At 73.1% G+C, this 20,479-nt stretch carries 18 protein-coding genes; 8 read left to right on the forward strand and 10 right to left on the reverse strand.

What is annotated here, in order from left to right:
* The first annotated feature begins 44 nt into the window (after positions 1-44).
* Complete coding sequence (locus tag ACZ7G3_RS29275; protein ID WP_470929069.1) at positions 45-1,301, forward strand: exo-beta-N-acetylmuramidase NamZ family protein; 1,257 nt, start codon at positions 45-47, stop codon at positions 1,299-1,301.
* A gap of 306 nt (positions 1,302-1,607) precedes the next feature.
* Here the strand turns inward: ACZ7G3_RS29275 and ACZ7G3_RS29280 are convergent, their stop codons facing one another.
* Positions 1,608-1,796 (reverse strand): hypothetical protein, encoded by a 189-nt coding sequence (locus tag ACZ7G3_RS29280; protein WP_470929071.1) that lies wholly within the window; start codon positions 1,794-1,796, stop codon positions 1,608-1,610.
* 619 nt (positions 1,797-2,415) lie between these two features.
* On the opposite strand from ACZ7G3_RS29280, the gene ACZ7G3_RS29285 reads away from it, so the two are divergent.
* The gene (locus ACZ7G3_RS29285) at positions 2,416-3,021 is read left to right on the forward strand and encodes a hypothetical protein (protein ID WP_426600574.1); all 606 of its coding nucleotides are present in this window, start codon (positions 2,416-2,418) and stop codon (positions 3,019-3,021) included.
* Positions 3,022-3,132: 111 nt separating this feature from the next.
* On the opposite strand, the gene ACZ7G3_RS29290 is transcribed toward ACZ7G3_RS29285, so the two are convergent.
* The gene (locus ACZ7G3_RS29290; RefSeq protein ID WP_470929073.1) at positions 3,133-6,540 is read right to left on the reverse strand and encodes a hypothetical protein; all 3,408 of its coding nucleotides are present in this window, start codon (positions 6,538-6,540) and stop codon (positions 3,133-3,135) included.
* 125 nt (positions 6,541-6,665) lie between these two features.
* Positions 6,666-7,214, reverse strand: a complete 549-nt coding sequence (gene soxR, locus ACZ7G3_RS29295) for a redox-sensitive transcriptional activator SoxR (RefSeq protein ID WP_426600576.1) — start codon at positions 7,212-7,214, stop codon at positions 6,666-6,668.
* Positions 7,215-7,359: 145 nt separating this feature from the next.
* Here soxR and ACZ7G3_RS29300 point away from each other — a divergent pair, with 145 nt between their 5' ends.
* Positions 7,360-7,821: a MaoC family dehydratase gene (locus ACZ7G3_RS29300; protein WP_426600577.1), complete on the forward strand. Its 462-nt coding sequence runs from the start codon at positions 7,360-7,362 to the stop codon at positions 7,819-7,821.
* On the opposite strand, the gene ACZ7G3_RS29305 is transcribed toward ACZ7G3_RS29300, so the two are convergent.
* The 3 genes from ACZ7G3_RS29305 to ACZ7G3_RS29315 all read right to left on the reverse strand — a co-directional run bounded on the left by ACZ7G3_RS29305 (position 7,812) and on the right by ACZ7G3_RS29315 (position 10,044).
* Complete coding sequence (locus ACZ7G3_RS29305) at positions 7,812-8,456, reverse strand: TetR-type transcription factor C-terminal domain-containing protein (RefSeq protein WP_426600578.1); 645 nt, start codon at positions 8,454-8,456, stop codon at positions 7,812-7,814. The genes ACZ7G3_RS29300 and ACZ7G3_RS29305 overlap by 10 nt on opposite strands.
* Positions 8,457-8,540: 84 nt before the next feature.
* On the reverse strand, positions 8,541-8,831 hold the full coding sequence (locus tag ACZ7G3_RS29310; RefSeq protein ID WP_426600579.1) for a YiaA/YiaB family inner membrane protein: 291 nt from the start codon (positions 8,829-8,831) through the stop codon (positions 8,541-8,543).
* A gap of 61 nt (positions 8,832-8,892) precedes the next feature.
* Positions 8,893-10,044, reverse strand: coding sequence for an acyl-CoA dehydrogenase family protein (locus ACZ7G3_RS29315; RefSeq protein WP_426554827.1), 1,152 nt, complete (start codon positions 10,042-10,044; stop codon positions 8,893-8,895).
* 89 nt (positions 10,045-10,133) lie between these two features.
* Here ACZ7G3_RS29315 and ACZ7G3_RS29320 point away from each other — a divergent pair, with 89 nt between their 5' ends.
* The 3 genes from ACZ7G3_RS29320 (at position 10,134) to ACZ7G3_RS29330 (ending at position 12,562) form a co-directional block, all read left to right on the forward strand.
* Positions 10,134-10,775 (forward strand): TetR/AcrR family transcriptional regulator, encoded by a 642-nt coding sequence (locus ACZ7G3_RS29320; RefSeq protein WP_426518506.1) that lies wholly within the window; start codon positions 10,134-10,136, stop codon positions 10,773-10,775.
* A 47-nt stretch (positions 10,776-10,822) separates the two neighbouring features.
* A complete protein-coding gene (locus ACZ7G3_RS29325; RefSeq protein ID WP_470929077.1) occupies positions 10,823-11,536 on the forward strand; it encodes an ArsR/SmtB family transcription factor in 714 nt (237 codons plus the stop codon).
* Positions 11,537-11,611: 75 nt separating this feature from the next.
* Positions 11,612-12,562, forward strand: coding sequence for a DMT family transporter (locus ACZ7G3_RS29330; protein WP_470929185.1), 951 nt, complete (start codon positions 11,612-11,614; stop codon positions 12,560-12,562).
* A gap of 75 nt (positions 12,563-12,637) precedes the next feature.
* On the opposite strand, the gene ACZ7G3_RS29335 is transcribed toward ACZ7G3_RS29330, so the two are convergent.
* From ACZ7G3_RS29335 to ACZ7G3_RS29345, 3 genes are all read right to left on the reverse strand, one after another.
* Positions 12,638-13,735, reverse strand: a complete 1,098-nt coding sequence (locus ACZ7G3_RS29335; protein ID WP_470929079.1) for a zinc-binding dehydrogenase — start codon at positions 13,733-13,735, stop codon at positions 12,638-12,640.
* 22 nt (positions 13,736-13,757) lie between these two features.
* Positions 13,758-15,146: an aldehyde dehydrogenase family protein gene (locus ACZ7G3_RS29340; RefSeq protein ID WP_470929081.1), complete on the reverse strand. Its 1,389-nt coding sequence runs from the start codon at positions 15,144-15,146 to the stop codon at positions 13,758-13,760.
* 122 nt (positions 15,147-15,268) lie between these two features.
* Positions 15,269-16,621 (reverse strand): ABC transporter ATP-binding protein, encoded by a 1,353-nt coding sequence (locus ACZ7G3_RS29345; RefSeq protein WP_470929083.1) that lies wholly within the window; start codon positions 16,619-16,621, stop codon positions 15,269-15,271.
* A gap of 668 nt (positions 16,622-17,289) precedes the next feature.
* Between ACZ7G3_RS29345 and ACZ7G3_RS29350 the strand changes: the two genes are divergently transcribed.
* Entirely contained in the window at positions 17,290-17,670 is a 381-nt protein-coding gene (locus ACZ7G3_RS29350) for a hypothetical protein (RefSeq protein WP_470929085.1), read from the forward strand.
* A 113-nt stretch (positions 17,671-17,783) separates the two neighbouring features.
* Positions 17,784-18,983 carry an ABC transporter substrate-binding protein gene (locus tag ACZ7G3_RS29355; RefSeq protein WP_470929087.1) on the forward strand — a complete coding sequence of 400 codons (1,200 nt, stop codon included), beginning with the start codon at positions 17,784-17,786 and terminating at the stop codon, positions 18,981-18,983.
* 229 nt (positions 18,984-19,212) lie between these two features.
* On the opposite strand, the gene ACZ7G3_RS29360 is transcribed toward ACZ7G3_RS29355, so the two are convergent.
* Positions 19,213-20,460, reverse strand: a complete 1,248-nt coding sequence (locus tag ACZ7G3_RS29360; protein WP_470929089.1) for an MFS transporter — start codon at positions 20,458-20,460, stop codon at positions 19,213-19,215.
* Positions 20,461-20,479: the final 19 nt, after the last annotated feature.

Consider the following 20,479-nt stretch of genomic DNA (forward strand, 5'->3'; position numbering starts at 1 on the left):
GCGTGCGTGCGCATGACACCCGCCGCGATCACGGAGGTCACCGCATGACGCTGTCCAGACGGACCCTGCTCGCCACCACGGCCGCGGTGGCGGCCACCACCACGGCCGTCGCGGCCGGCACGGCGCAGGCGGCGGCCGGGGGCCACGGCGGCCGCCGGCTCCGCACCGGCTTCGAGCGCCTCGCCGACGACGGCTACGCCCTGCTCGACGGGCAGAAGGTCGGCGTCGTCACCAACCCGACCGGCGTCACCCGGGACGTGCGTCACATCGTGGACGTCATGCACGCCGACGACCGCGTGGACCTGACCGCCGTCTTCGGCCCCGAGCACGGCTTCCGCGGCACCGCGCAGGCGGGCGGCTCCGAGGGCCGCCACGACGACCCCGCGACCGGCCTGCCGGTCTACGACACGTACCTGAAGAGCGGGCAGCCGCTCGCGGACGTCTTCACGGCGTCCGGCGTGGACACCGTCGTCTTCGACATCCAGGACGTCGGCGCGCGCTTCTACACGTACATCTGGACGCTGTTCGACTGCATGGAGGCGGCCCGGCTCGCGGGCAAGCGGTTCGTGGTCCTGGACCGGCCGAACCCGGTGACCGGGCGGGCGGCCCTCGGCCCGGTCCTGCACGAGGAGTTCGCGACCTTCGTCGGCCGCAAGCCCGTCGCGCAGGCGCACGGCATGACGGTCGCCGAGCTGGCACGGCTGTTCAACGGGGAGTTCCTGACGGCACCGGTGTCGCTGGAGACCGTGACGATGTCCGGCTGGCGGCGCTCGGAGTTCTACGACGCCGCCGGGCTGCCCTGGGTGCCGCCGAGTCCGAACATGCCGACGCCGGAGTGCGCCCTCGTCTACTCGGGCACCTGCCTGTTCGAGGGAACGAACCTGTCGGAGGGGCGCGGCACCACCCGCCCCTTCGAGCTGATCGGGGCCGAGGGCATCGACGGGGACTGGGCCGCCGCCGCGAACGCGCTCGGCCTGCCCGGCGTGCGCTTCCGGGAGGCGTACTTCGCGCCCACGTTCTCCAAGTTCCAGGGGAAGACCGTCGGGGGTGTGCAGCTCCATGTGCACGACCGGGCCGCCTTCGACCCGGTCCGCACCGGGATCGCCCTCCTGGTGACCGCGAAACAGACCTGGGACGGCTTCGCCTGGCGGCCGGACAACTGGATCGACAAGCTCACCGGCTCCGCACGGGTGCGCACGATGATCGACGCGGGCGCGGACACCGACGAGGTGGCGGGCGGCTGGGAGAGCGAACTGGCGGCGTTCCGAAGGACGCGCCGCCCGTACCTGCTCTACCGCTGACCCGGGCGCCGACCGGTCACCGGCGGGACCTGGCCCCTGCCCCGACCGGTCCGCGCGACGCGCGACTCCCGCTTTTCCGGCGGGAGTCGTGGCCCGCTGCCGGCGACCGGTGAACTCCACGACCTGCCGGCGGGTCGACCGGGTGGCCGCCGGCGGTGCGCTCGCCGCCGGGGAGCCCATGACGGAGGCCGGCGCGGTCGGGTCGGTGCGGTCAGGTCGGTGCGGTCGGGTCGGTGCGGTCGGTCAGGTCGGTGCGCTCGAAGTGCTCGACGGTGCCGGCGTCGGTGAGGCCGTCCTTGGGGCCGGTCAGGACGTACTCGCCGAGAGCAGCGGCCCTTGGACCCGGCGGCGCCCATCGTGACCGGGCCGGCGAACAACGCCGCCCCTCACGGACGCCTCCCGGGCCGCCGCGTGACCGGCGCCGGACTCGGTGCCGTAGCGGGTGGTGCCGGTGACGAGCGGCTCACCGGTCTTCTTGCCGCGGACGGTGGTCACGTCACCGCACCTGCGGCGAGGTCGGCACGGGGCCCGAGCCGGTCCTCGGCGTGGGCGGGCCGCGTGCCGAAGGCCTGGCTGACGAGGATCCGGGCGAGGGCGGCATCACCGTTCCGACCGGGTGGCGGGACGTCGGAACACCGGCCGCCTCAGTGGTCGTCGGCCATCGCTCCGGCGTGCTTTCCGGAGATCTTTTCGGTGTTCCTTCCAGTGGCGTTCCCGGCGGTCGTTTCTGTGGCTTTCTCCGAGGTGAGGCCCGTTCCGGTGGCCATCGCGGGGGAAAGCGGCGCCAAAAGACCGGCGGCGAGGGCGCATACGGACGCCCCCTTCAGGAACCCGTGGAAGCCGCGGGGAGTTCTCAGTCCGTCGAGGGCATTGCCTGGGGTGCACCGTGGCACGGCAGCTCCTCCCGACCGGGGACGAGCCGGACGTCACCGCCGGTATCCCCGAGTTGAAAGATGAACACGCGTCACTTTTCGGAGCGGGTGGAACGGCTTATGAGGGGCATCGGAAATCGGATGGAGCCGAATCGCGTGTCGATACGTCTATTCGGCGACGTCCTTACGACGACGCCGCAGTAACCGAAGTACAGGTGCAGGTGTGACGGAGGTGCAGGGCGATGGCCGGTTTCCGGAGTCTGGCGAGACAGGTCCGCGATCCGCGGTGCGACCTGGCGCTACGGCGCTATTCGCTGCGCAAGTGCCTTGAGCGGTTCGCTCCTTACGGGCACAGGGCGACCTGGGACCATCTGTGCTCCCGGGCCGGGTTCGGCCTCGAGGACCGCTCCCCCGACCCGGCACGGCTCGTGGCCGCGCTGGAGGAACTGGAGGAGGCGCGTTCGGTGTGGCTGGCCTACGAGGCCGGGTTCGCCGAGCGGCGCAGGAAGGAGAAGCACGACGGGCTGCGCAGGCCGGGCAGCGTGGACGACTGGCACCGGCTGACCTGGGGCGGCTTCGGTGTCGCCTGGTGCGACGATCCCGCGGTCCATCCGGACGGGCCGCTGGCGGAGGTGCTGCGCCGGCTGATCTCCGCGCTGGAGCGCGAGCCGGGGGCGGTGTGCCCGGTCTGCGACGGGGGCCACCTGCTCTGGAAGTACGACCTCGACCACGAGCCGTCCACGGGCCCGGTCTGCGCGGACTGCGGCATCCTGGTCCCGCGCCCCGTCCTGACCCCCGAGGCACTGGCGGCCGCCAGACGGGGACGGCCGCTGCTCATGTCGGCCTAGGGGGCGCCCCGCCGTGCGACCCGGCGCCGGCGGGGCCCGGCCGCACGGCGACGGGTGTCGCCGCGCAGAACGCGCGAGGCGTGCTGTGCGGCGACCCGGGCGGAGCCGTCCCTACGGGGCGTAGTAGCCCTGCACGTCGGCGATCAGGTCGACCGTGCCCGCGTGGTTGTAGAAGGTGACCTTGCCGTCGACCACCGGGACCACGACGAGGCCGGCCACGGTCCGTCCCGCCGTCGGGTTCATGGTGGACGCGCTGGTGCGGGCCGTTCCCGAGGGGTAGACCGAGATGAACGTGGACGAGGTCGCGTTGGTCGCCGTCACGTTCAGCACGACCGCCGTCACACCCGTGGCGGGGACGCCGTCCCGGCCGGCGACCTGAAGGGTCACCGTGTCGCCGGATCCGACCTTGCCCTTGGCGACGCCGGTGCCGTACCGGGTGTCCATGGCACGGGTCGGGGCCAGCGGCTGGTAGAGGGAGCCGAGGTTCGAGGAGGTGTAGTAGCCGGCGACATCGGCGATGAGATCGACCGAGCCCGAGTGGTTGTACAGGTGGATCTCACCGTCGCGCACGGGGGCGACGACGAGGTTCGACACGGTCTGACCCGACGTCATGTTCAGGTTCGACGGCCCCTGCCAGTCCACCACGCCCTCGGACGGGACGACGGACACGACGGTCGAGGTGGTGGCGTTGGTCGCCGTCACGTTCAGCACGACCGCCGTGACGTCCTCGGTGGGCACCCCGCCGCGGCCGGTGACGGTGAGGGGCACCGTGTGGTGTGCCTGCACCTTGGCCTTGCGCGCGCCGAGGCCGCTGCGGGTGTCCAGCAGACGGGTGGGACGCAGGGGCTCGTAGAGGGAGCCGTCCTCCTCGGTGTAGTAACCGGTGATGTCGGCGATGAGGTCGACGGTCCCGGTGTGGTTGTAGAAGGTGACCTTCCCGTCCTCGACGGGGACGACCACCGTGTTGGGCACGGTCGCTCCGGCGGGCACGCTGAGGTGGGACGCGCTGCCGCGGGCGGTGCCGGACGGGTAGACCGAGATGTAGGTGGAGGCCGTCGGGGCGGTGGCGGTCACGTTCATGGCCACCGCGGTCACCTTGTCGGCCGGGAGGAGGTCGTCGCGCTCGGGGAGCTGGAGGGTCACCGTGTCTCCGGAGCCGACCTTGCCCTTGCGGACGCCGGTTCCGGTGCGCGTGTCCATGGCCCGCAGCGGCTCGTTCACCCGGAACCTGGAGGTGGCCGTGGACAGGCCGTGGGTCAGCACGACGCTGCCGGTCTGCTGGACCGCCGGGCCGACGCCGTCGGCGGGCGGGGCGTTCAGGGTCCAGGTGTACTGCCCGTTGGGCATCAGGTCGCCGGCCTTGTCACGGCCGGTCCAGAAGAGCTCCACCTCGCCGCGTGCCTCCGGCCCGGAGTCCAGGACGGAGACCTTGCCGGTGGTGGCGTGCCGCGCGGTGAGGGACCACTCGCCGACGGGCTTGCTGAACAGCAGCCGCAGCATCTGCGAGCCGGTCTCGCCGGCCTCGACGTGGTCGCCGGCGTACCGGCTCAGCACCGACAGGGGCTGGGCGCCGATGTCCGTCGGGACGATGTGGACACGCTCGTCGGCGTCGGCGTAGGCCACGTGGCCACCGAAGCGGTCCACGCTCCAGCGGATGTGGCGCTGCGAAACACCGGTGCCGGGCAGGGAACCGATGACGCGGCTGACGGGGTGGGCGCTGTCGGCGCCGGTGAGGACCAACTGTCCGGCCGCCTGGTCGTGGGTGACCACGTAGCCGTCGCCGAGCAGGGCCTCCCCCGCCGGGACCGGCAGCGAGGTCTTCGCCGTACGGTCGTGGACGCCGGCCGGTCCGTCCGCGCCGCAGCTCCAGTACAGCCAGCGGCCCACCGCCTGCAGCTCCCGGGGCACGCACGGGGCGCCGGTGTCCACCGACTGAACCGTCTTGCCGGTCGCCAGGTCCTCGGCCGTGACGCGGCCGTTCTCCGCCTCCGGCTTCCACAGCCAGGAACCCCACAGGGCGGCCGCGCCGGCCGGCCGCGTCCCGATGACCCGCTCGGCCCGGAGCGAGTACACCTTCTGCTCGCCCGTGGCGTCGGCGGAGGCGTGGACGAGGTAGTCACCGTTGACGTCCACGAGGCGGCCGGCGCCGAGGTACGGGGCTTTGAAGTCGCCGCTCTCCGGGCCGTTGATCATGTAGTAGCCGCCCATGCGGTGCATGAACCGCCCGTCCCCGAGGGCCCGGTACTCCGCGCAGGCGACGTCGTCGGCCGCGCAGTCGGCCAGCGGGAGGTCCGTGAGCCTGGACCGGTCATCGTAGGCCGGCGCCCCGGAGGTACTGATGGAGCGGACGTACTGGTAGCGGCTGACGCCGCTGTTGTCGACCACGGACAGCCGGCCCTGGGCGAGTGCCAGGCCCTGGATGTTCGCCGGCCTCGGCAGCCGCTTCACCAGGGCCGCCACCGGTTGGCCCGTGGTGTCCGCCGCGATGTGCCGGACCCCCCAGTCGATGGCGTCACCGCCGACGACGATCGCCGCCGTGCCGTCCGGCCCGGCGGCGATCCCGCCCCGGAACTCGCGGAGCAGGGTCACGACGGGACCGCCGGCGATCGGCGCCGCATCCAGGCGGATGCCGTTCTGGTGGACCAGCCAGTCGCCGACGACGGCGAAGTCGTGGTGGGGGGAGTCGAGGCCGTCCAACGTGACCTCGGTGTACGGAGCCGAGAGATCACTCCGGGAGAACACGAGGATCTTCTGGTTCCCCTCGTCCGGGCTGTAGGCCGCCAGGTACTCGGGCGAGAGCTTCACCCGGGAGAAGCTGTCGGGGACCAGTGGGCTCATGTCCTCGACCTGGCCCGTCGCCGTCGAGGCGATGCCGAAGCGCCGCTGCCCGTCCTGGGCCTCCGCCGCCACGACGAGGCCCGACCCGTCGCCGCCGAACACCCCCAGGGAGTGGCCGGCGGGGTCCGACAGGGGCAGATCCCGGGTCGTCCCGTCCGGCCGGGGCGACAGCAGGTGCATCGATTCCGCCGTCACCCTCCCGTCCGGCTGGGTGACCGGCTCGTAGGCGACCACGGTGGAGCCGAAGACCGCGGCCGTCTTCAGCCCCTCGGGGACCGTCACGCGGCGTGAACTCCCGTCCGCGCCGCGGAGTTCGACCTCTCCGTCGCGCAGGAAGGCCAGTGTGTCGGCGCCGGTGCCGCGGACGGCCGTCCCGGACTCGGTGGGCAACGGGACCGGTGTGCTGCGGCCGTCCGCGTACCGGACGTGGGCGACCTTCCCGTCCTGCGCGTAGAAGACGCCCTCGGCACCGGCGGAATCCGCCCGGAAATCGCGTGACTGGGCGGACAGATAGGTCTGCGCGTACACCGGGTCCGCCTGAGGTGCGGCCGGAACCACCACCTCACCGGGCACCGGTTCGTCGGCCGCGGCACTCGACGCCTGCGGCATCAGACCGCCCACGGTCAGAGCGACGCCCATGACGGTGGCGAACGCCCCCCGCACCAAGCCGTGACGTTTCACTGCATCCCCTCCCCTTGCCCTGCCATGCCCATGGCAGGTGAACCGGATCCTACCGGCTCGCGATCAAGGACGGCGAAGGAATTTGAATCTGTTCAAAAAAAGCCCGCCCAGCCTGCGCGGCCCGGTCAGCCCGTCGGCCGGTCGCAGCACCGGGCGTCCGCGTCCGGCTCCCGGGCGGGCGGCGTGCGCCGGGCCGCGGGGGTGGCGGTGGCCCCCTTGGCCCGTTCCACCAACAGGCGGGAGCCGGCGCCGCGTTCGCCGAACACGTCGTCGGGGTTGGACAGGACACAGGTGTCCAGGGAGAGGCAGCCGCAGCCGATGCAGTCGGTGAGGTGATCGCGCAGTCGGTTCAACTGCTTGATCCGCTCGTCCAGTTCGGAACGCCAGGACGCGGAGAGCCGGGCCCAGTCGTCCTCGGTGGGGGTGCGCCCCTCCGGCAGTTCGGCGAGCGCTTCGCGGATCGTGGCGAGCGGGATGCCGACGCGCTGCGCCGCGCGCACGAAGGCGACCCGGCGCAGCGCGTCACGGCTGAAGCGGCGCTGGTTGCCCGACGTGCGGCGACTGTGGATCAGGCCCTTGGACTCGTAGAAGTGCAGGGCGGAGACGGCGGCGCCGCTGCGCGCGGCGAGCTGGCCGACCGTGAGCTCGTGGATCTTCTCGGGAATCTGAGGCACCCCTCGAACCCTACCGACCCGGTCACCCGCGCGGATGCCTCCGGTCCGTTGACACGGGCCGCCCGGGCGACCATGCTAAGCAGTCGCTTAGCTTTGAGGGCGAACAGGTCGAGCGAGCAGGTCGAGCGAGCAGAGAGGCCGGGACATGGCAGAGCCGAGGATCTTCACATCCGCCGACGACGTGAAGGCGGCGGTGGGCGAGCGGTTGGGGTACACCGACTGGCTGGACGTCGACCAGAAGCGGATCGACCTGTTCGCGGAGGCGACCGGCGACCACCAGTGGATCCACGTGGACCCGGAGAAGGCCGCCGCGGGCCCCTTCGGCACCACCATCGCGCACGGCTATCTGACCCTGTCGCTGCTCCCGCTCTTCGGGCCGCAGCTCATCCAGGTCGAGGGCGTGAAGATGGGCGTCAACTACGGCACCAACAAGGTCCGTTTCCCCTCCCCCGTCCCGGTCGGCTCGCGACTGCGCGCCACGGCGACGATCACCGGCGTCGAGGACGTCCAGGGAGGGATCCAGGTGGCCGTCGCCTTCACCGTGGAGCGCGAGGGCGGCGACAAGCCCGTGTGCGTCGCCGAGTCGGTCTCCCGCTACTACCTCTGAGCCTCGCCGGAGGGTGCGGCTCCCACCATCCGCAGCACGAGGTCGGCGTAGAGCGCGCCGACCTCGTCGGGCGTCCGGGGGCCGTTCACGTTGAACCAGCGGGCGACGTCGATGCAGAGCGACAGCACGGCGAGCGTCGTCCCCTTCACGTCCGGCACGTCGAACTCGCCCGACGCGACACCGTCGTCGATGATCCCGCGCACCTCGGCGTCGACCTGCCGGCGCAGCGCGAGGATCTCGTCGCGGGCCTCCGGTCCGAGCGCGTCCAGCTCGTACTGCACCACCCGCGCCGTCGTGCGGCGCCCGGCGTGCCACCGTACGAAGGAGCTCACGGCGTCGGCGAGCCGCTCGGTGGCGCTGCCCTCGCCCTGGGCCGCCGTCCGCAGGATGGCGACCGCGCGGTCGTGGCCGATCCGGCTGATGCGGTGGAGCAGCTCTTCCTTGGTCTTGTAGTGGATGTAGAGCGCGGCCGGGCTCATACCGGCCCGCCCGGCGATGTCGCGGGTCGTGGTCGCGTGGTACCCGCGCTCGGCGAAGGCCTCCACCGCGGCGACCAGGAGCCGCCGGGCCGCGTCCGGGGTGACCTCTTCCCACGGCTCGGTTTCGCCGCCCGTCGTCTCGGCCGCCGTACTCATCGCTTGCTCGCCCCTCTCGGTGACAGGGGCACCACCATACCGCCGAAGCTGAGCGGGCGCTTAGGGGCGGCACCGGCGGGCACGTCAGCCCAGCTTCTCGAAGGGGTCGTGCTCGGCGAGGAGCTTGTCCAGCCGGGCCTGGTCGACGCGGCTCACTATCTGCCCGGCCTCCTGGCGGTCACGGATGATCTTGGCCAGCGTGAAGGCCGAGGTGACGAGGTACAGGACGGCGACGGCGAGGAAGGCACGGACCCAGGCGTCGGCCTGGAGGTTGTAGATGCCGACGGCGGTGGCGATCATCGCGACCGCGAACGAGGCCACGGCCTGCCCGTAGAAGGCCGTCGTGCTCTGCTGCTTGACGGGTGTGTCACTCATGCGGACAAGGGTCGGCGGATGTGGCCCCCGCCACATCCGCCGGCGTACTCAGTTCTCGTACTCAGAAGGCCGAAACGCCGGTCAGCGCCCGCCCGATGACCAGCTTCTGGATCTGGCTGGTGCCCTCGTAGAGGGTCATCACGCGGGCGTCGCGCAGCAGCTTGCCGGCCGGGTACTCGTCGATGTAGCCGTAGCCGCCGAAGACCTGGAGGGCGTTGTTGGCGGCGCGGACGGCGGCCTCCGAGGCGAACAGCTTGGCCTTGGAGGACTCGACGGTGAAGGGCCGCCCGCGGTCGATCAGGTCGGCGACCCGCCAGGTCAGCAGCCGGGCCGCGTCCACGTCGAGGGCGATGTCGCTGAGCAGCTCCTGCACCAACTGGTGGTGGGCGATGGTCTTCCCGAACTGCTCGCGCTCGCCCGCGTACCGCACGGCCGCGTCCAGTGCCGCCTGGGCTATGCCGACGCAGCCGGCCGCGACCGACATCCGCCCCTTGGCGAGGGCCGACATGGCGACCGAGAAGCCCTTGCCCTCGGGGGCCAGCATCGCGGAGGCGGGGACACGGACGTCCTCGAGGACCAGTTCGGCGGTGGCCTGGCCGCGCAGTCCGAGCTTGCCGTGGACGGTGCGGCGGGTCAGGCCGGGTGTGTCGGTGGGCACGAGGAAGGCGGAGACCCCCTTGTGGCCGGGGGCGTCCGTGGAGCGGGCGAAGAGCAGCACCACGTCGGCCCAGGTGCCGTTGGTGATGAACATCTTGGTGCCGTTGACGACGTAGTCGTCGCCGTCGCGGACGGCACGGGTGGTGAGGTTCCCGGCGTCCGACCCCGTACCGGGCTCGGTGAGGCCGAAGCAGCCGACGTACTCGCCGGAGGTGAGCCCCGGCAGCCAGCGCCGCTTCTGCTCCTCGTCGCCCCAGGCGGCGACGGTCTTGGCGACCAGGCCGAGGGAGACCGACACGATCCCGCGCACGGAGCTGTCGCCGCGGCCCAGTTCCTCGGTGACCAGGCAGTACGCGAGGTGGTCGCCGCCGCTGCCGCCGTACTCCTCGTCGACGGTGAGGCCGAGGAAGCCGACCTCGCCGAGCTTCTTCACGATCGACCGGTCCACCTCCTCGGCGCGGTCCCAGGCGACGACGTGCGGGGCGATCTCGCGCTCCACGAAGTCCCGGGCGAGCTGCCGCACGGCGGTCTGCTCCTCGCTGAGCTCCAGGTTCATGCCGAGTCACCCCACAGGAAAGACATCTTGAAAGCCGTACATTTAAATTAGCACTGCTAGTTTCTGCTCGCAGCCCTACTATGTGCGCCATGGCCCGACCGCGCAAGCCCCTGCTCAGCACCGACCGGATCGTCGAGACGGCCCGGGCGCTGGTCGACGCGGAGGGCCTCGCGGCCGTCTCCACGCGGCGGCTCGCCGCGGAGCTGGGCGTCAGCGGGCCCTCGCTCTACAACCACTTCCGCACCAAGGACGAGATCCTGGAGGCGGTCGCCGACTCGGTGAGCGCGCAGGTCGACCTGACGATGTTCGAGGACGGCCGGGACTGGCGGACCGCGCTGCACGACTGGGCCGTCTCCTACCGGGCGGCCCTGCGCGACCACCCCCACATCGTCCCGGTGCTGGCCCACGGCCCCGGCCGCCGCCCGGCCGCGCTGCACCTCGCGGACGCCGTCTACGGCGCGATGGTCGCGGCGGGCTGGCCCCCGGCCCAGGCCACGTCCATCGGCGCGCTGATGCGGTACTTCGTCATGGGCTCGGCGCTCGGCTCCTTCGCCGGGGGCTTCGTGGGCGACGCCGGCGCCTACGACCCCGCCGACTACCCGCACCTCCAGCAGGCCCACCTCCTGGCCGAGCAGCAGGAGAAGATCGACGAGCGGGCCTTCGAGACCGGGCTGACGGCGCTGCTGGACGGGCTGGCTCAGCAGTACGCCCAGGTGGCGCGGGGCACCTGAGGACGCTTCGGCGTCCGCCGAACGGTGCGTACCGCATCCTGGAACGCATGACCGACAAGGACGCCGAAGCGCCCGGACTCGCGCGGCTGGCCGGGCTGATCGCCGACGAGACCAGGGCCGCGTGCCTGCTGGCACTGCTCGACGGGCGGGCGTGGACCGCCGGTGAGCTGGCCCGGCACGCGGGAGTCGCCGCCTCCACGCTGAGCGAGCACCTGGGCAAGCTCGTCGCGGGCGGACTGCTCACCGAGGAGCGGCAGGGGCGGCACCGGTACGTGCGGCTGGCCGACGAGCGGGTCGCACAGCTGGTCGAGGACCTGGCCGCACAGGTCGCGCCCGAGGCCGCGGCGCGGCGTCCGCGCACGCTGCGGGCAGCCGGCGCCGGTTCGGCCATGGCCCGGGGCCGCACCTGCTACGACCACCTCGCCGGGCGGCTCGGCATCACGGTCACCGACGCGCTGACCGGGCGGGGGCTGCTGCGCCAGGACACCGGCTTCGCGCTCACCGACGCCGGGCTCGGCTGGTTCCAGGACGCCGGGATCGCGCTGAAGCCCACCGGTCGCCGTCCGCTGGCCCGGGCCTGCCTCGACTGGACCGAGCGCCGTCCCCATCTCGCGGGCGTCGCGGGCGCGGCCCTGTGCCGGCACGCCCTGGACACGGGCTGGTGCGTACGCATCGGCTCCGGGCGGGCGGTGAAGGTGACGCCGGCGGGCGAGGAGGCGCTGTCGGAGCTGCTCGGCATCGATCCGGTGGGGCTGCGCTGAGCACCGGTGTCCACGCGTCCCCGTCCCGGACCCGCCGGTCCCCGTATTCCGTCCCTCCCTGGCCTCAGGAGCATGATGAGCACCGCCCCGTCCCGCCGTCCGGACCTGCTCGCGGCGGCCGCCGCCACGGTCACCGTCGTCCTGTGGGCCTCCGCCTTCGTCTCGATCCGCAGTGCGGGCGACGCCTACTCGCCCGGGGCGCTGGCGCTCGGCCGGCTGCTGTCGGGCGCGCTGACGCTGGGCGTGATCTGGCTGCTGCGGCGGGAAGGGATGCCGCCACGGCCGGCCTGGCGGGGGATCGCGGTCTCGGGACTGCTGTGGTTCGGCTTCTACATGGTCGTGCTCAACTGGGGCGAGCAACGGGTGGATGCCGGCACGGCCGCCCTCGTGGTCAACGTCGGTCCGATCCTCATCGCCCTGCTCGGCGCCCGGCTGCTCGGGGACGCGCTGCCGCCGCGGCTGGTGGCGGGGATGGCGGTGTCGTTCGCGGGCGCGGTGACCGTGGGCCTGTCGATGTCCGGTGAGGGAGGTTCCTCGCTGTTCGGGGTGGTGCTGTGCCTGCTGGCCGCCGTGGCGTACGCGGGCGGGGTGGTCGCCCAGAAGCCCGCGCTGAGGCACGCCGGCGCGCTTCAGGTGACGACGTTCGGGTGCCTGGTCGGGGCTGTGCTCTGCCTTCCGTTCGCGGGGCAGCTGGTGCGTGAGGCGGCCGACGCGCCCGTCTCCGCGACGCTCAACATGGTGTACCTGGGCGTGTTCCCGACCGCGCTGGCCTTCACGACGTGGGCGTACGCGCTGGCCCGCACGACCGCGGGCCGGATGGGCGCGACGACGTACGCCGTGCCCGCCCTCGTCGTCCTGATGTCGTGGCTGGCGCTCGGCGAGGTGCCGGGGCCGCTCACCCTGGCGGGCGGCGCGCTGTGCCTGGCGGGCGTGGCGGTGTCGCGGTCGAGGAAGCGCGCGGGGGCGGCCCCGGAGCGGGTCGGCACCGCACGGGAACCGCGCCGCGAGGACGCCGACCGGCTCTGAGCCTGTTGCGGACCGGCCCCGACCGGCGGCCGGGGCCTGCCCGGACCGGCCGGGACCGGCTCGGACCCGGCCCGTCTAGAACACCACCAGCGCCCGCCCGCCCTTGCCCGCCAGCATGTTCTCGAAGGCCGCCGGGATGCCGTCCAGCGCGATGCGCTCCGTCACCAGGGCACCGAGGTCCAGGCGTCCCGCCCGCACGTGCTCGGCCAGCACCGGGAGGTCCCGGGCCGGGTCGGCGTTGCCGTAGACGCAGCCGGACAGGGTGCGGCCCCAGTGGAAGATCTCCAGGGCGTTGAAGGTGACCTGCTGGTCCTTGCCGCCGATGCCGACGACCGTGGTGCGTCCGCCGCGCCGGGTGGATTCCCAGGCGGTGCGGATGGTGACCGCGCGGCCGACGCACTCGACGGCGACGTCGACGCCCTGCTTGCCGGTGAGGGCGCGGATCTCGCGGGCGGTGGTGTCGGAGGCGATCAGGTAGTCGGTGGCGCCGGCGGCGCGGGCCAGGCCCTCCTTCTCGGGGGAGACGTCGACGGCGACGATCTTCGAGGCGCCCGCGATCCGGGCCGCCTGGAGCGTGGCGAGGCCCACTCCGCCGACGCCGAACACGGCGACCGTCTCGCCCTCGCGGACCTTCGCCGCGTGGTGCACGGCGCCGTAACCGGTGAGGACGGCGCAGCCGAGCAGGGCGGCGTCGGTGAGCGGGATGCCGTCGGGGACGGGCAGGACGCAGTCGGCGCCCACCACCGTCTCCTCGGCGAACGCGGCGACGTTCAGGCCGGGGTGCAGGCCGGTGCCGTCGTCGGCGCGGCGGGCGTGCGTGTTCGCGGCGCCGGCCAGGGCGCCCGCGCACAGCCAGACCTCCCCGAGCGAGCAGGCGTGGCAGGCGCCGCAGGACGGGGCCCAGTTGAGGACGACGTCGTCGCCGGGGGCGATGTGGCTGACGCCCTCGCCGACGGCGAGGACCGTGCCGGCGCCCTCGTGGCCGAGGACGGCGGGCAGCGGCACCCGCATGGTGCCGTTGGACAGGGACAGGTCGGAGTGGCAGACCCCGGCGGCGGCGAGCTTCACCCGGACCTGCCCCGGGCCGGGCTCGGGCAGCTCGATCCCGGTGACCTCCAGCGGGGCGCCTACGGCGGGTACGACGGCGGCACGGACAGCGGTACGGACGGCCATGACGTGGACGGCTCCCCTGGGGCTAGAACTGGAGGGACTTGGTCTGGAGGTACTCGGACAGGCCGTGCCGGCCCAGCTCGCGGCCCACGCCGGACTGCTTGTAGCCGCCGAAGGGCGCCAGCGGGTTGAACCGGCCGCCGTTGATGTCCACCTGGCCGGTGTCCATCCGGCGGGCGAAGGCGACCGCCTCGGCCTCGTCGCCGGCCCAGACGGCGCCGGCCAGGCCGTACACCGTGCCGTTGGCGATCCGCAGGGCGTCCTCCTCGTCCGTGTAGCGGAGGATGGACAGGACCGGACCGAAGATCTCCTCCTGGGCGACGGTCATGTCCTCGGTGACGTCGGCGAAGACGGTCGGGGCGACGAAGTAGCCCTGCTCCCGCGGGGCTTCGGGGCCGCCCGCGACGAGGCGCGCGCCCTCGGCGACGCCCTTCTCGATGTAACCGCGCACGCGCTCCTGCTGCTTGGCGTTGACGACCGGGCCGATCCGGTCGCCGTACTTGGCGGCGGCCTCGGCGGCCAGTCGCACGGCCTCGTCGTACTGGTCGGCGTGCACGAGCATGCGGGTCCAGGCGCTGCACGTCTGGCCGGAGTTGGACATGACGTTGGCGACGCCGACGTTGACCGCCTTGGCCAGGTCGGCGCTCGGGAGGATCACGTTGGCGGACTTGCCGCCCAGCTCGAGGGCGACCTTCTTGACGGCGGCGCCGGCGACGGCGCCGATCCGGCGGCCCACGGCCGTGGAACCGGTGAAGGAGACCAGGTCGATGCCCGGGTGCTCGGCGAGGGCCTGGCCGGCGACCGGGCCGAGGCCGGTCACCAGGTTGAAGACGCCCGCCGGGACGCCCGCCTCGTGCACCGCCTCCGCGAAGAGCTGGGCGGTGAGCGGGGTGTCCTCGGCGGGCTTCAGCACGACCGTGCAGCCGGCCGCGAGCGCCGGGGCGACCTTGGCGACGATCTGGTGGAGGGGGTAGTTCCACGGGGTGATCGCACCGACCACGCCGATCGGCTCGTGGTGGACGACGGAGTTGCCGACCTTCTCCTCGAAGGCGTACGTCGCCGCCAGTCCGGCGTACGAGCCGGCCACCGCGATCGGGGCGCCGGCGTGCACGGCCTGCGACAGCTTCGGCGGCGAGCCCAGCTCGGCGGTGACCGTCTCCGCGATCTCGTCCTTGCGGGCCACCAGTACGTCCCGCAGCGCCGCCAGGCGCGCGGCCCGCTCGGCGGGCGGGGTGGCGGCCCAGCCCGGCAGGGCGGCGCGGGCGGCCCGTACGGCGGTGTCGACGTCCAGGGCGGTGCCGGCGGGGACCTTGCCGATCACCTGCTCGTCGGCCGGGTTGACGACCTCGATCGTGTCCCGGCCGTCGGCGGGCCGCCAGGCCCCGTCGATGTACATGCCGTCGTGTGCCTTCATCGCGTTCCTTCCGGGCGGGCCTCGTCGTCCGGCTCCAAACTAGCGCCGATAGTTTTACGGCACCAGGGGCGGCCACCATGGTGGCGCGGCTCACCTTCCCGGCAGGCCGGATGCCGGCGAACTCACTCCTCCAGGTCAGGCAGCCGCGCCGGGGCGGGGCAGATCCGGTCGCCGTGCTGGTCGAAGACGAACAGGTGGGCGAGGTCGACGAGGAGGGGGACCTGCATGCCGTGGCGGAGGTCGATGTCGGGGGTGGTCCGGACGATCAGGTCGCCGGGGAGGCGGCCGTCCGGGGCGGTGGCGGAGGGTTCGGTGCCCGCGGGTCCGGCGTCCTCGGGGTCGTCCACGACCACCACCGGTCCGGCGCGCAGGGTGCCCGCCCGCTCCTTCAGCCGGTCCAGGACCGTGCCGTCGCGGCGGCGGCGCCCGGCCGGGCGCGCGACCGGGCGCGGAGCCTCCAGATCGGGTACGACGGCCGGGCGCGAGCCGGTGTTGAAGTGGACGAGGACCTCGTGGCCCTGGAACTCGACGTGCTCCACCAGGCCGGTGAGCAGCACCTCGCCGGGGCGGGCGGAGGCGGGTTTCGCGATCCGTACGGCCTCCGAGCGCAGGCCGACGATGACCTCGCGGCCCTGCTGGACGCGGAGCAACTGGTGGTCCAGGGAGAGCGGTTCGGGCAGGCGCAGGAACTGCTTGCCCAGGCTGATGGTCATCGCCCCGTCGAGCGGCGCCCGTACGAGGCCGCGCAGCAGGTTGATCCGCGGGGTGCCGATGAAGGCGGCGACGAAGACGTTGCGGGGCAGGGCGTACACCGCGCGCGGGGTGTCCACCTGCTGGAGCACGCCGCCGCGCAGGACGGCGACGCGGTCGCCGAGGGACATGGCCTCGGACTGGTCGTGGGTGACGTAGACCGTGGTGACGCCCAGTTCCCGGGTCAGTTTGGTGATCTCGGCGCGCAGATGGTTGCGGAGCTTGGCGTCGAGGTTGGACAGCGGCTCGTCCATCAGGAAGGCGGTGGGGTGGCGGGCGATGGCCCGGCCCATGGCGACGCGCTGGCGTTCGCCGCCGGAGAGCTGGGCGGGGAAGCGGTCGAGGAGGTCCTCGATGCCCAGCATGCGGGCGGTGGCGTCCACACGGGGGCCGGGGTCGGTCTGCGGTGCCTCGACGCGCAGCGGGAAGCCGATGTTCCCGCGGGTCGTCATGTTCGGGTACAGGGCGAAGTTCTGGAAGACCATCGCCATGCTCCGCTCGGAGGGAGGCAGGTCGTTGCCGTACTCGCCGTCCAGCAGCAGTCGGCCGTCGGTGATCTCCTCCAGGCCGGCGATCATGCGCAGCACGGTGGACTTGCCGCAGCCGGAGGGGCCGAGCAGGACGAGGAACTCGCCGGGCGCGATGTCCAGCGACAGCCGGTCCACCACGCGGACGCCTCGCGCGTAGGTCTTGCTCACGTCGTGCAGGGAGATGGCGCGTGTCATGGGAGGTGCCCCCGGGGGCTCACTGAGCGCTGGTGCTCCGCGGTCGGACGCCCTCGTGCGGGTCGTACGGGGCGTGTGAGTCACGGAAGTTAACGGAATGTGCGCGGCTGGGGGAAGACACTGGACCGTATCCCGGTCCCACCGTCCATCTGATGAGAAAGCGGACGGCCGGATTCAGGGGTGGGGGCGTCTCAGGAGGTGGACCCGAGGCCTGTGGCGCTTCACTGCACGATTCCTCCGGCCCGACCCCGACCCGAGTCGGGCCGGGCCGACCCGCGCCGCACCGGGCCGCGCCGCACCGGGCTGGGCCGCGCCGCCGGGCGCCGGGCGCCGGGCGCCGGCGTGCCACACCCGAACCCGTGACCGTGGTGGCGGCGACACCATTCGATGCGCGAGATGCCGCCGGCATCGTCCGGATCCGCTCCTGATCCGCTCCCACGCCCGCGGCCGCGCGAACAGGCGGCCGGAGGGCGAGCAACCGCATCGCCGCGTCCCCGTCCCCCGCCGCTGTCAACGGCCTGGCCGGTGAGCCCCCTTCGGAGTAGCCGATCAACTGCTTCGCTGATGATTCACCGTGCCTACGGCCATGCCGTTCGCCCGCACCGTCGTTAGGGCTGGTGGGCCGGTCGACGCGGCCGGCAACGGTGTATGGGAGGAACACAGTGCAGATGTTCGGTGTGCGGCGTGTCGCGGTGGTGGCCTCGCTGGTGGGGGCGGTACTGGCGACGCCCGTCAGTGCGGCCGCCGCGCATGCCGGTGACAGTGACGGGGGGCCCGGGGGCCTGCTGTCCAACCTGTCCGGCAGGAACTCCTCCGGCCACGCCAACCTCTGCGGAACGGGCAAGGTGGCTCTGCTCAAGGACCGCACCTGCCTGTCCGAGGACACCAGTCAGGGCGGCGGCGGTGACCAGGTCGGCGCCAGCGGCGGGGTCCTGTCCAACCTGCTGTTCGCCCGCAACGCCTCGGGCCACAGCAACAACTGCGGCAACGAGACGGTGTCGGTGATGAGCAGGACCACGTGCGTGACCGTGGACCGTTCCGGTCACTGAGCCGGAGAGTCCGGCGAGGAGCAGTGAGGAGCCGGTGAGCCGCGTGGCGTCGTCCACCACCACGCGGCTCACCGGTTCTCGTGGATGGGCGATGAGAAGGCGGGAAGCACAGGGTGAAGATCTCCTCGGCAAGGCTGACGATCGGTGTGGTGGCGCCCCTGACGGGGCGTCTGACGCCGCTGGGCAAGCCACTGACCTACGTTCTGAAGGCGCTGGCGCCGCAGCTGGAGCACGTCCGTAACGGAAGCAGCCGTTACGACGTGTCGGTCGCCGTACGCGACAGCCGCTCCGATCCGGCAGCGGCCCGGCAGGCCGTCCACGACCTGGTCACCACCGACCGGGCGCACATCGTCCTGACCATGGCCGGGACCCAGGTACTGCCCGCCGTCGCCGACGCCTGCGAGGAACTGCGGGTCCCCTGTCTGTCGACCACCTTCCCGTGGCAGGCCTACGTCCACGCGCGCGGTGCCGCCCCCGGACACCACTTCCAGTGGACTTACCACTTCGCCTGGGGCCTGGACGACATCGCCACCGTCTTCGCCGAGATGTGGGAACAGACCGGCGGCACCCACACCATCGGCTGCCTGTGGAACGACGACCTTCAGGGCAGCCTGCTCCGCCACGCCCGGTACGGCTTCGCCCCGGTGACATCCGCGCGCGGACACGACATGGCCGACCTCGGCCCCTACCGCGAACCGGCGGGCGACTTCCGGACACAGGTCGGCCGCATGCGGGAGTACGGCGCCGACATCGTCACCAGCGCCGCCACCGCCGCCGACCTGTCCCTCTTCCACCGTCAGGCCCGTCAGGCCGGGCTGCGGCCCCGGCTGATCACCTGCTCTCGGTGGCTGACCTACCCCCACACCCACACCACCGCAGCCCCGGACGTCCACGCCGAACTCGCCGACGCACGCGTCGCCACCCTCGTCTACTGGAGCCCCGCCCACCCCTACCGTTCCAGCCTGGACGGCACCACCTGCGCCGACCTCGCCCACGCCTACCGCCGTGACACCGGCGAATCCTGGCTGCAGCCGCTCGGACTGGCCCACGCCCTCGTGGAAACCGCCCACCACGCCCTCAGTACCGCCGACGACCCCACCGACCACGCTGCCATCGCCCGAGCCCTCGCCGGCACGGCCCTGCCCACCATCGCGGGCACCCTCGACTGGAAACGGGGCCCCACCCCCAACATCGCCCTGGTCCGCCTGGCCGGCGGCCAGTGGCACCCTGGTCCGAAAGGCCCCGACCTCGCCATCGTCACCAACACGCGGACCCCCGACGTCCCGATCACCGGCGAGCTCCAGCCGACCTGACAGAGCGCCGCGCTCCGAACCGGCGGGCCCGGTCGCGCGGCCCCGGCGCCTGCCCACGACGTCCCCGGGGCTGCGGGCACCGCTCGGCCGGAAGACCCGCCGTCCGACGCTCGCGACACGTCGGCGTTCACAGTGCCCTCGGCCGACTCCGCCCTCGTGCCTGCCCCCACCCGGGAAGGGGCTTCGCGGTCCCGCGAAGGGACGCTCCCGAGGTGACCTGGCCGGCGACCTAACGGGCCGACCGGCGCGGTGCCCGGCGGCGAGGGGTGTCCTCGGCATCGTCCCCGGCGGGCGGCCGGTCCGCGGCCGGTCCGGTGGACGGGGAGCGCAGGGCGATGCCCGAGGACATGAGCAGCAGGGCGCCGAGCATCACGAACGGCGCGGCCACCCCCGCGACGCCGGCGATCAGTCCCGCCGCGGCGGGTGCGGCGACCTGGCCGAGGCGGTTGCCGGTCAGGCGCAGGGCGAGGGCGGTGGAGCGGGCTCCGTCGGGGGCGGCCTGGACGACGGTCGTCATGGACAGCGGCTGGCCGACGCCGAGGCAGAAGCCGAGGGCGACCAGCATCAGCGCGAGCCCCCACACCGGCACCGGCAGCGCGACACCGGCGCACAGCAGGGCGGCCAGCAGACAGCTGACCGTGAGCAGCGCGGTCCGGCCGAGCAGCCGCAGCAGGGGGGTCAGCACCAGCCGGCAGGCGATCGTGGCGGCGGCCCGCAGGCTGAGCAGTACGCCGATCACGACCGGGGAGATGCCCCGGTGCTCGCCGACCACCGGCAGGTAGGCGGTGAGGACGTCGGTCGCGGACAGGACGGACAGGCTGATCAGGATGCCGGCGGGCACGCCCCGGGCGCGCAGGATGCTCGCGACGGGGACGCGCGTTCCCTGTTCCGTACGGGACGTGGCGGCCGTCGGGTGCTCTATGCGCCACAGCGAGGTGAACGCGACCGCCGCGCCCGCGCCCGCCACCACCAGGGCCAGGGCGCTGCTGCCCGCCATGTCGTGGCCGCCGATCAGCGCGCCCGCCGCGACGGGCCCGACGAGCTGGCCGAGCGAGGCCCCGATGGTGAAGTGGCCGAAATTGCGGTCCTGCTCGTGCGGGGCGGACTGGCGGGCGACCAGCGACTGGGCGCCGATGACGAAGCAGAGGTGTCCCAGGCCCATGACGCCGCTCCACAGGGCCATCGCCCACAGGGAGCCCGCGATACCGCTCAGCGCGCAACCGCCGGCGATGAGTACCACGCCGACGGGCAGCAGGGGCGCGCAGCGGCCGTGGTCGGTGCGGCGGCCGAGCGGGACGGCGGCGAACAGCGGCAGCAGCGCGTACACACCGGCGATGACGCCGACCGCCCTTTCGTCCGCGCCCAGCGCGAGGGCCCGGTAGGAGACGGCGGGCCGGGCCATCGACACCGCCCCCTGCGCGAAGCCGAAGGCGATGACGAGGCGGAGCAGCCACCCGCGGTTCCCACCGGGCGTCATGATCGTTTCCTTCCCGGGA

Source organism: Streptomyces sp. NPDC037271 (assembly GCF_055603605.1).

Bases quoted from the DNA above. Each gene is read 5' to 3' on its own strand.
- ACZ7G3_RS29275 (WP_470929069.1), top strand. From the start codon at position 45: ATGACGCTGTCCAGACGGACCCTGCTCGCCACCACGGCCGCGGTGGCG.
- ACZ7G3_RS29285 (WP_426600574.1), top strand. From the start codon at position 2,416: ATGGCCGGTTTCCGGAGTCTGGCGAGACAGGTCCGCGATCCGCGGTGC.
- ACZ7G3_RS29300 (WP_426600577.1), top strand. From the start codon at position 7,360: ATGGCAGAGCCGAGGATCTTCACATCCGCCGACGACGTGAAGGCGGCG.
- ACZ7G3_RS29305 (WP_426600578.1), bottom strand. From the start codon at position 8,456: ATGAGTACGGCGGCCGAGACGACGGGCGGCGAAACCGAGCCGTGGGAA.
- ACZ7G3_RS29310 (WP_426600579.1), bottom strand. From the start codon at position 8,831: ATGAGTGACACACCCGTCAAGCAGCAGAGCACGACGGCCTTCTACGGG.
- ACZ7G3_RS29315 (WP_426554827.1), bottom strand. From the start codon at position 10,044: ATGAACCTGGAGCTCAGCGAGGAGCAGACCGCCGTGCGGCAGCTCGCC.
- ACZ7G3_RS29320 (WP_426518506.1), top strand. From the start codon at position 10,134: ATGGCCCGACCGCGCAAGCCCCTGCTCAGCACCGACCGGATCGTCGAG.
- ACZ7G3_RS29325 (WP_470929077.1), top strand. From the start codon at position 10,823: ATGACCGACAAGGACGCCGAAGCGCCCGGACTCGCGCGGCTGGCCGGG.
- ACZ7G3_RS29330 (WP_470929185.1), top strand. From the start codon at position 11,612: ATGAGCACCGCCCCGTCCCGCCGTCCGGACCTGCTCGCGGCGGCCGCC.
- ACZ7G3_RS29335 (WP_470929079.1), bottom strand. From the start codon at position 13,735: ATGGCCGTCCGTACCGCTGTCCGTGCCGCCGTCGTACCCGCCGTAGGC.
- ACZ7G3_RS29340 (WP_470929081.1), bottom strand. From the start codon at position 15,146: ATGAAGGCACACGACGGCATGTACATCGACGGGGCCTGGCGGCCCGCC.
- ACZ7G3_RS29345 (WP_470929083.1), bottom strand. From the start codon at position 16,621: ATGACACGCGCCATCTCCCTGCACGACGTGAGCAAGACCTACGCGCGA.
- ACZ7G3_RS29350 (WP_470929085.1), top strand. From the start codon at position 17,290: ATGTTCGGTGTGCGGCGTGTCGCGGTGGTGGCCTCGCTGGTGGGGGCG.
- ACZ7G3_RS29360 (WP_470929089.1), bottom strand. From the start codon at position 20,460: ATGACGCCCGGTGGGAACCGCGGGTGGCTGCTCCGCCTCGTCATCGCC.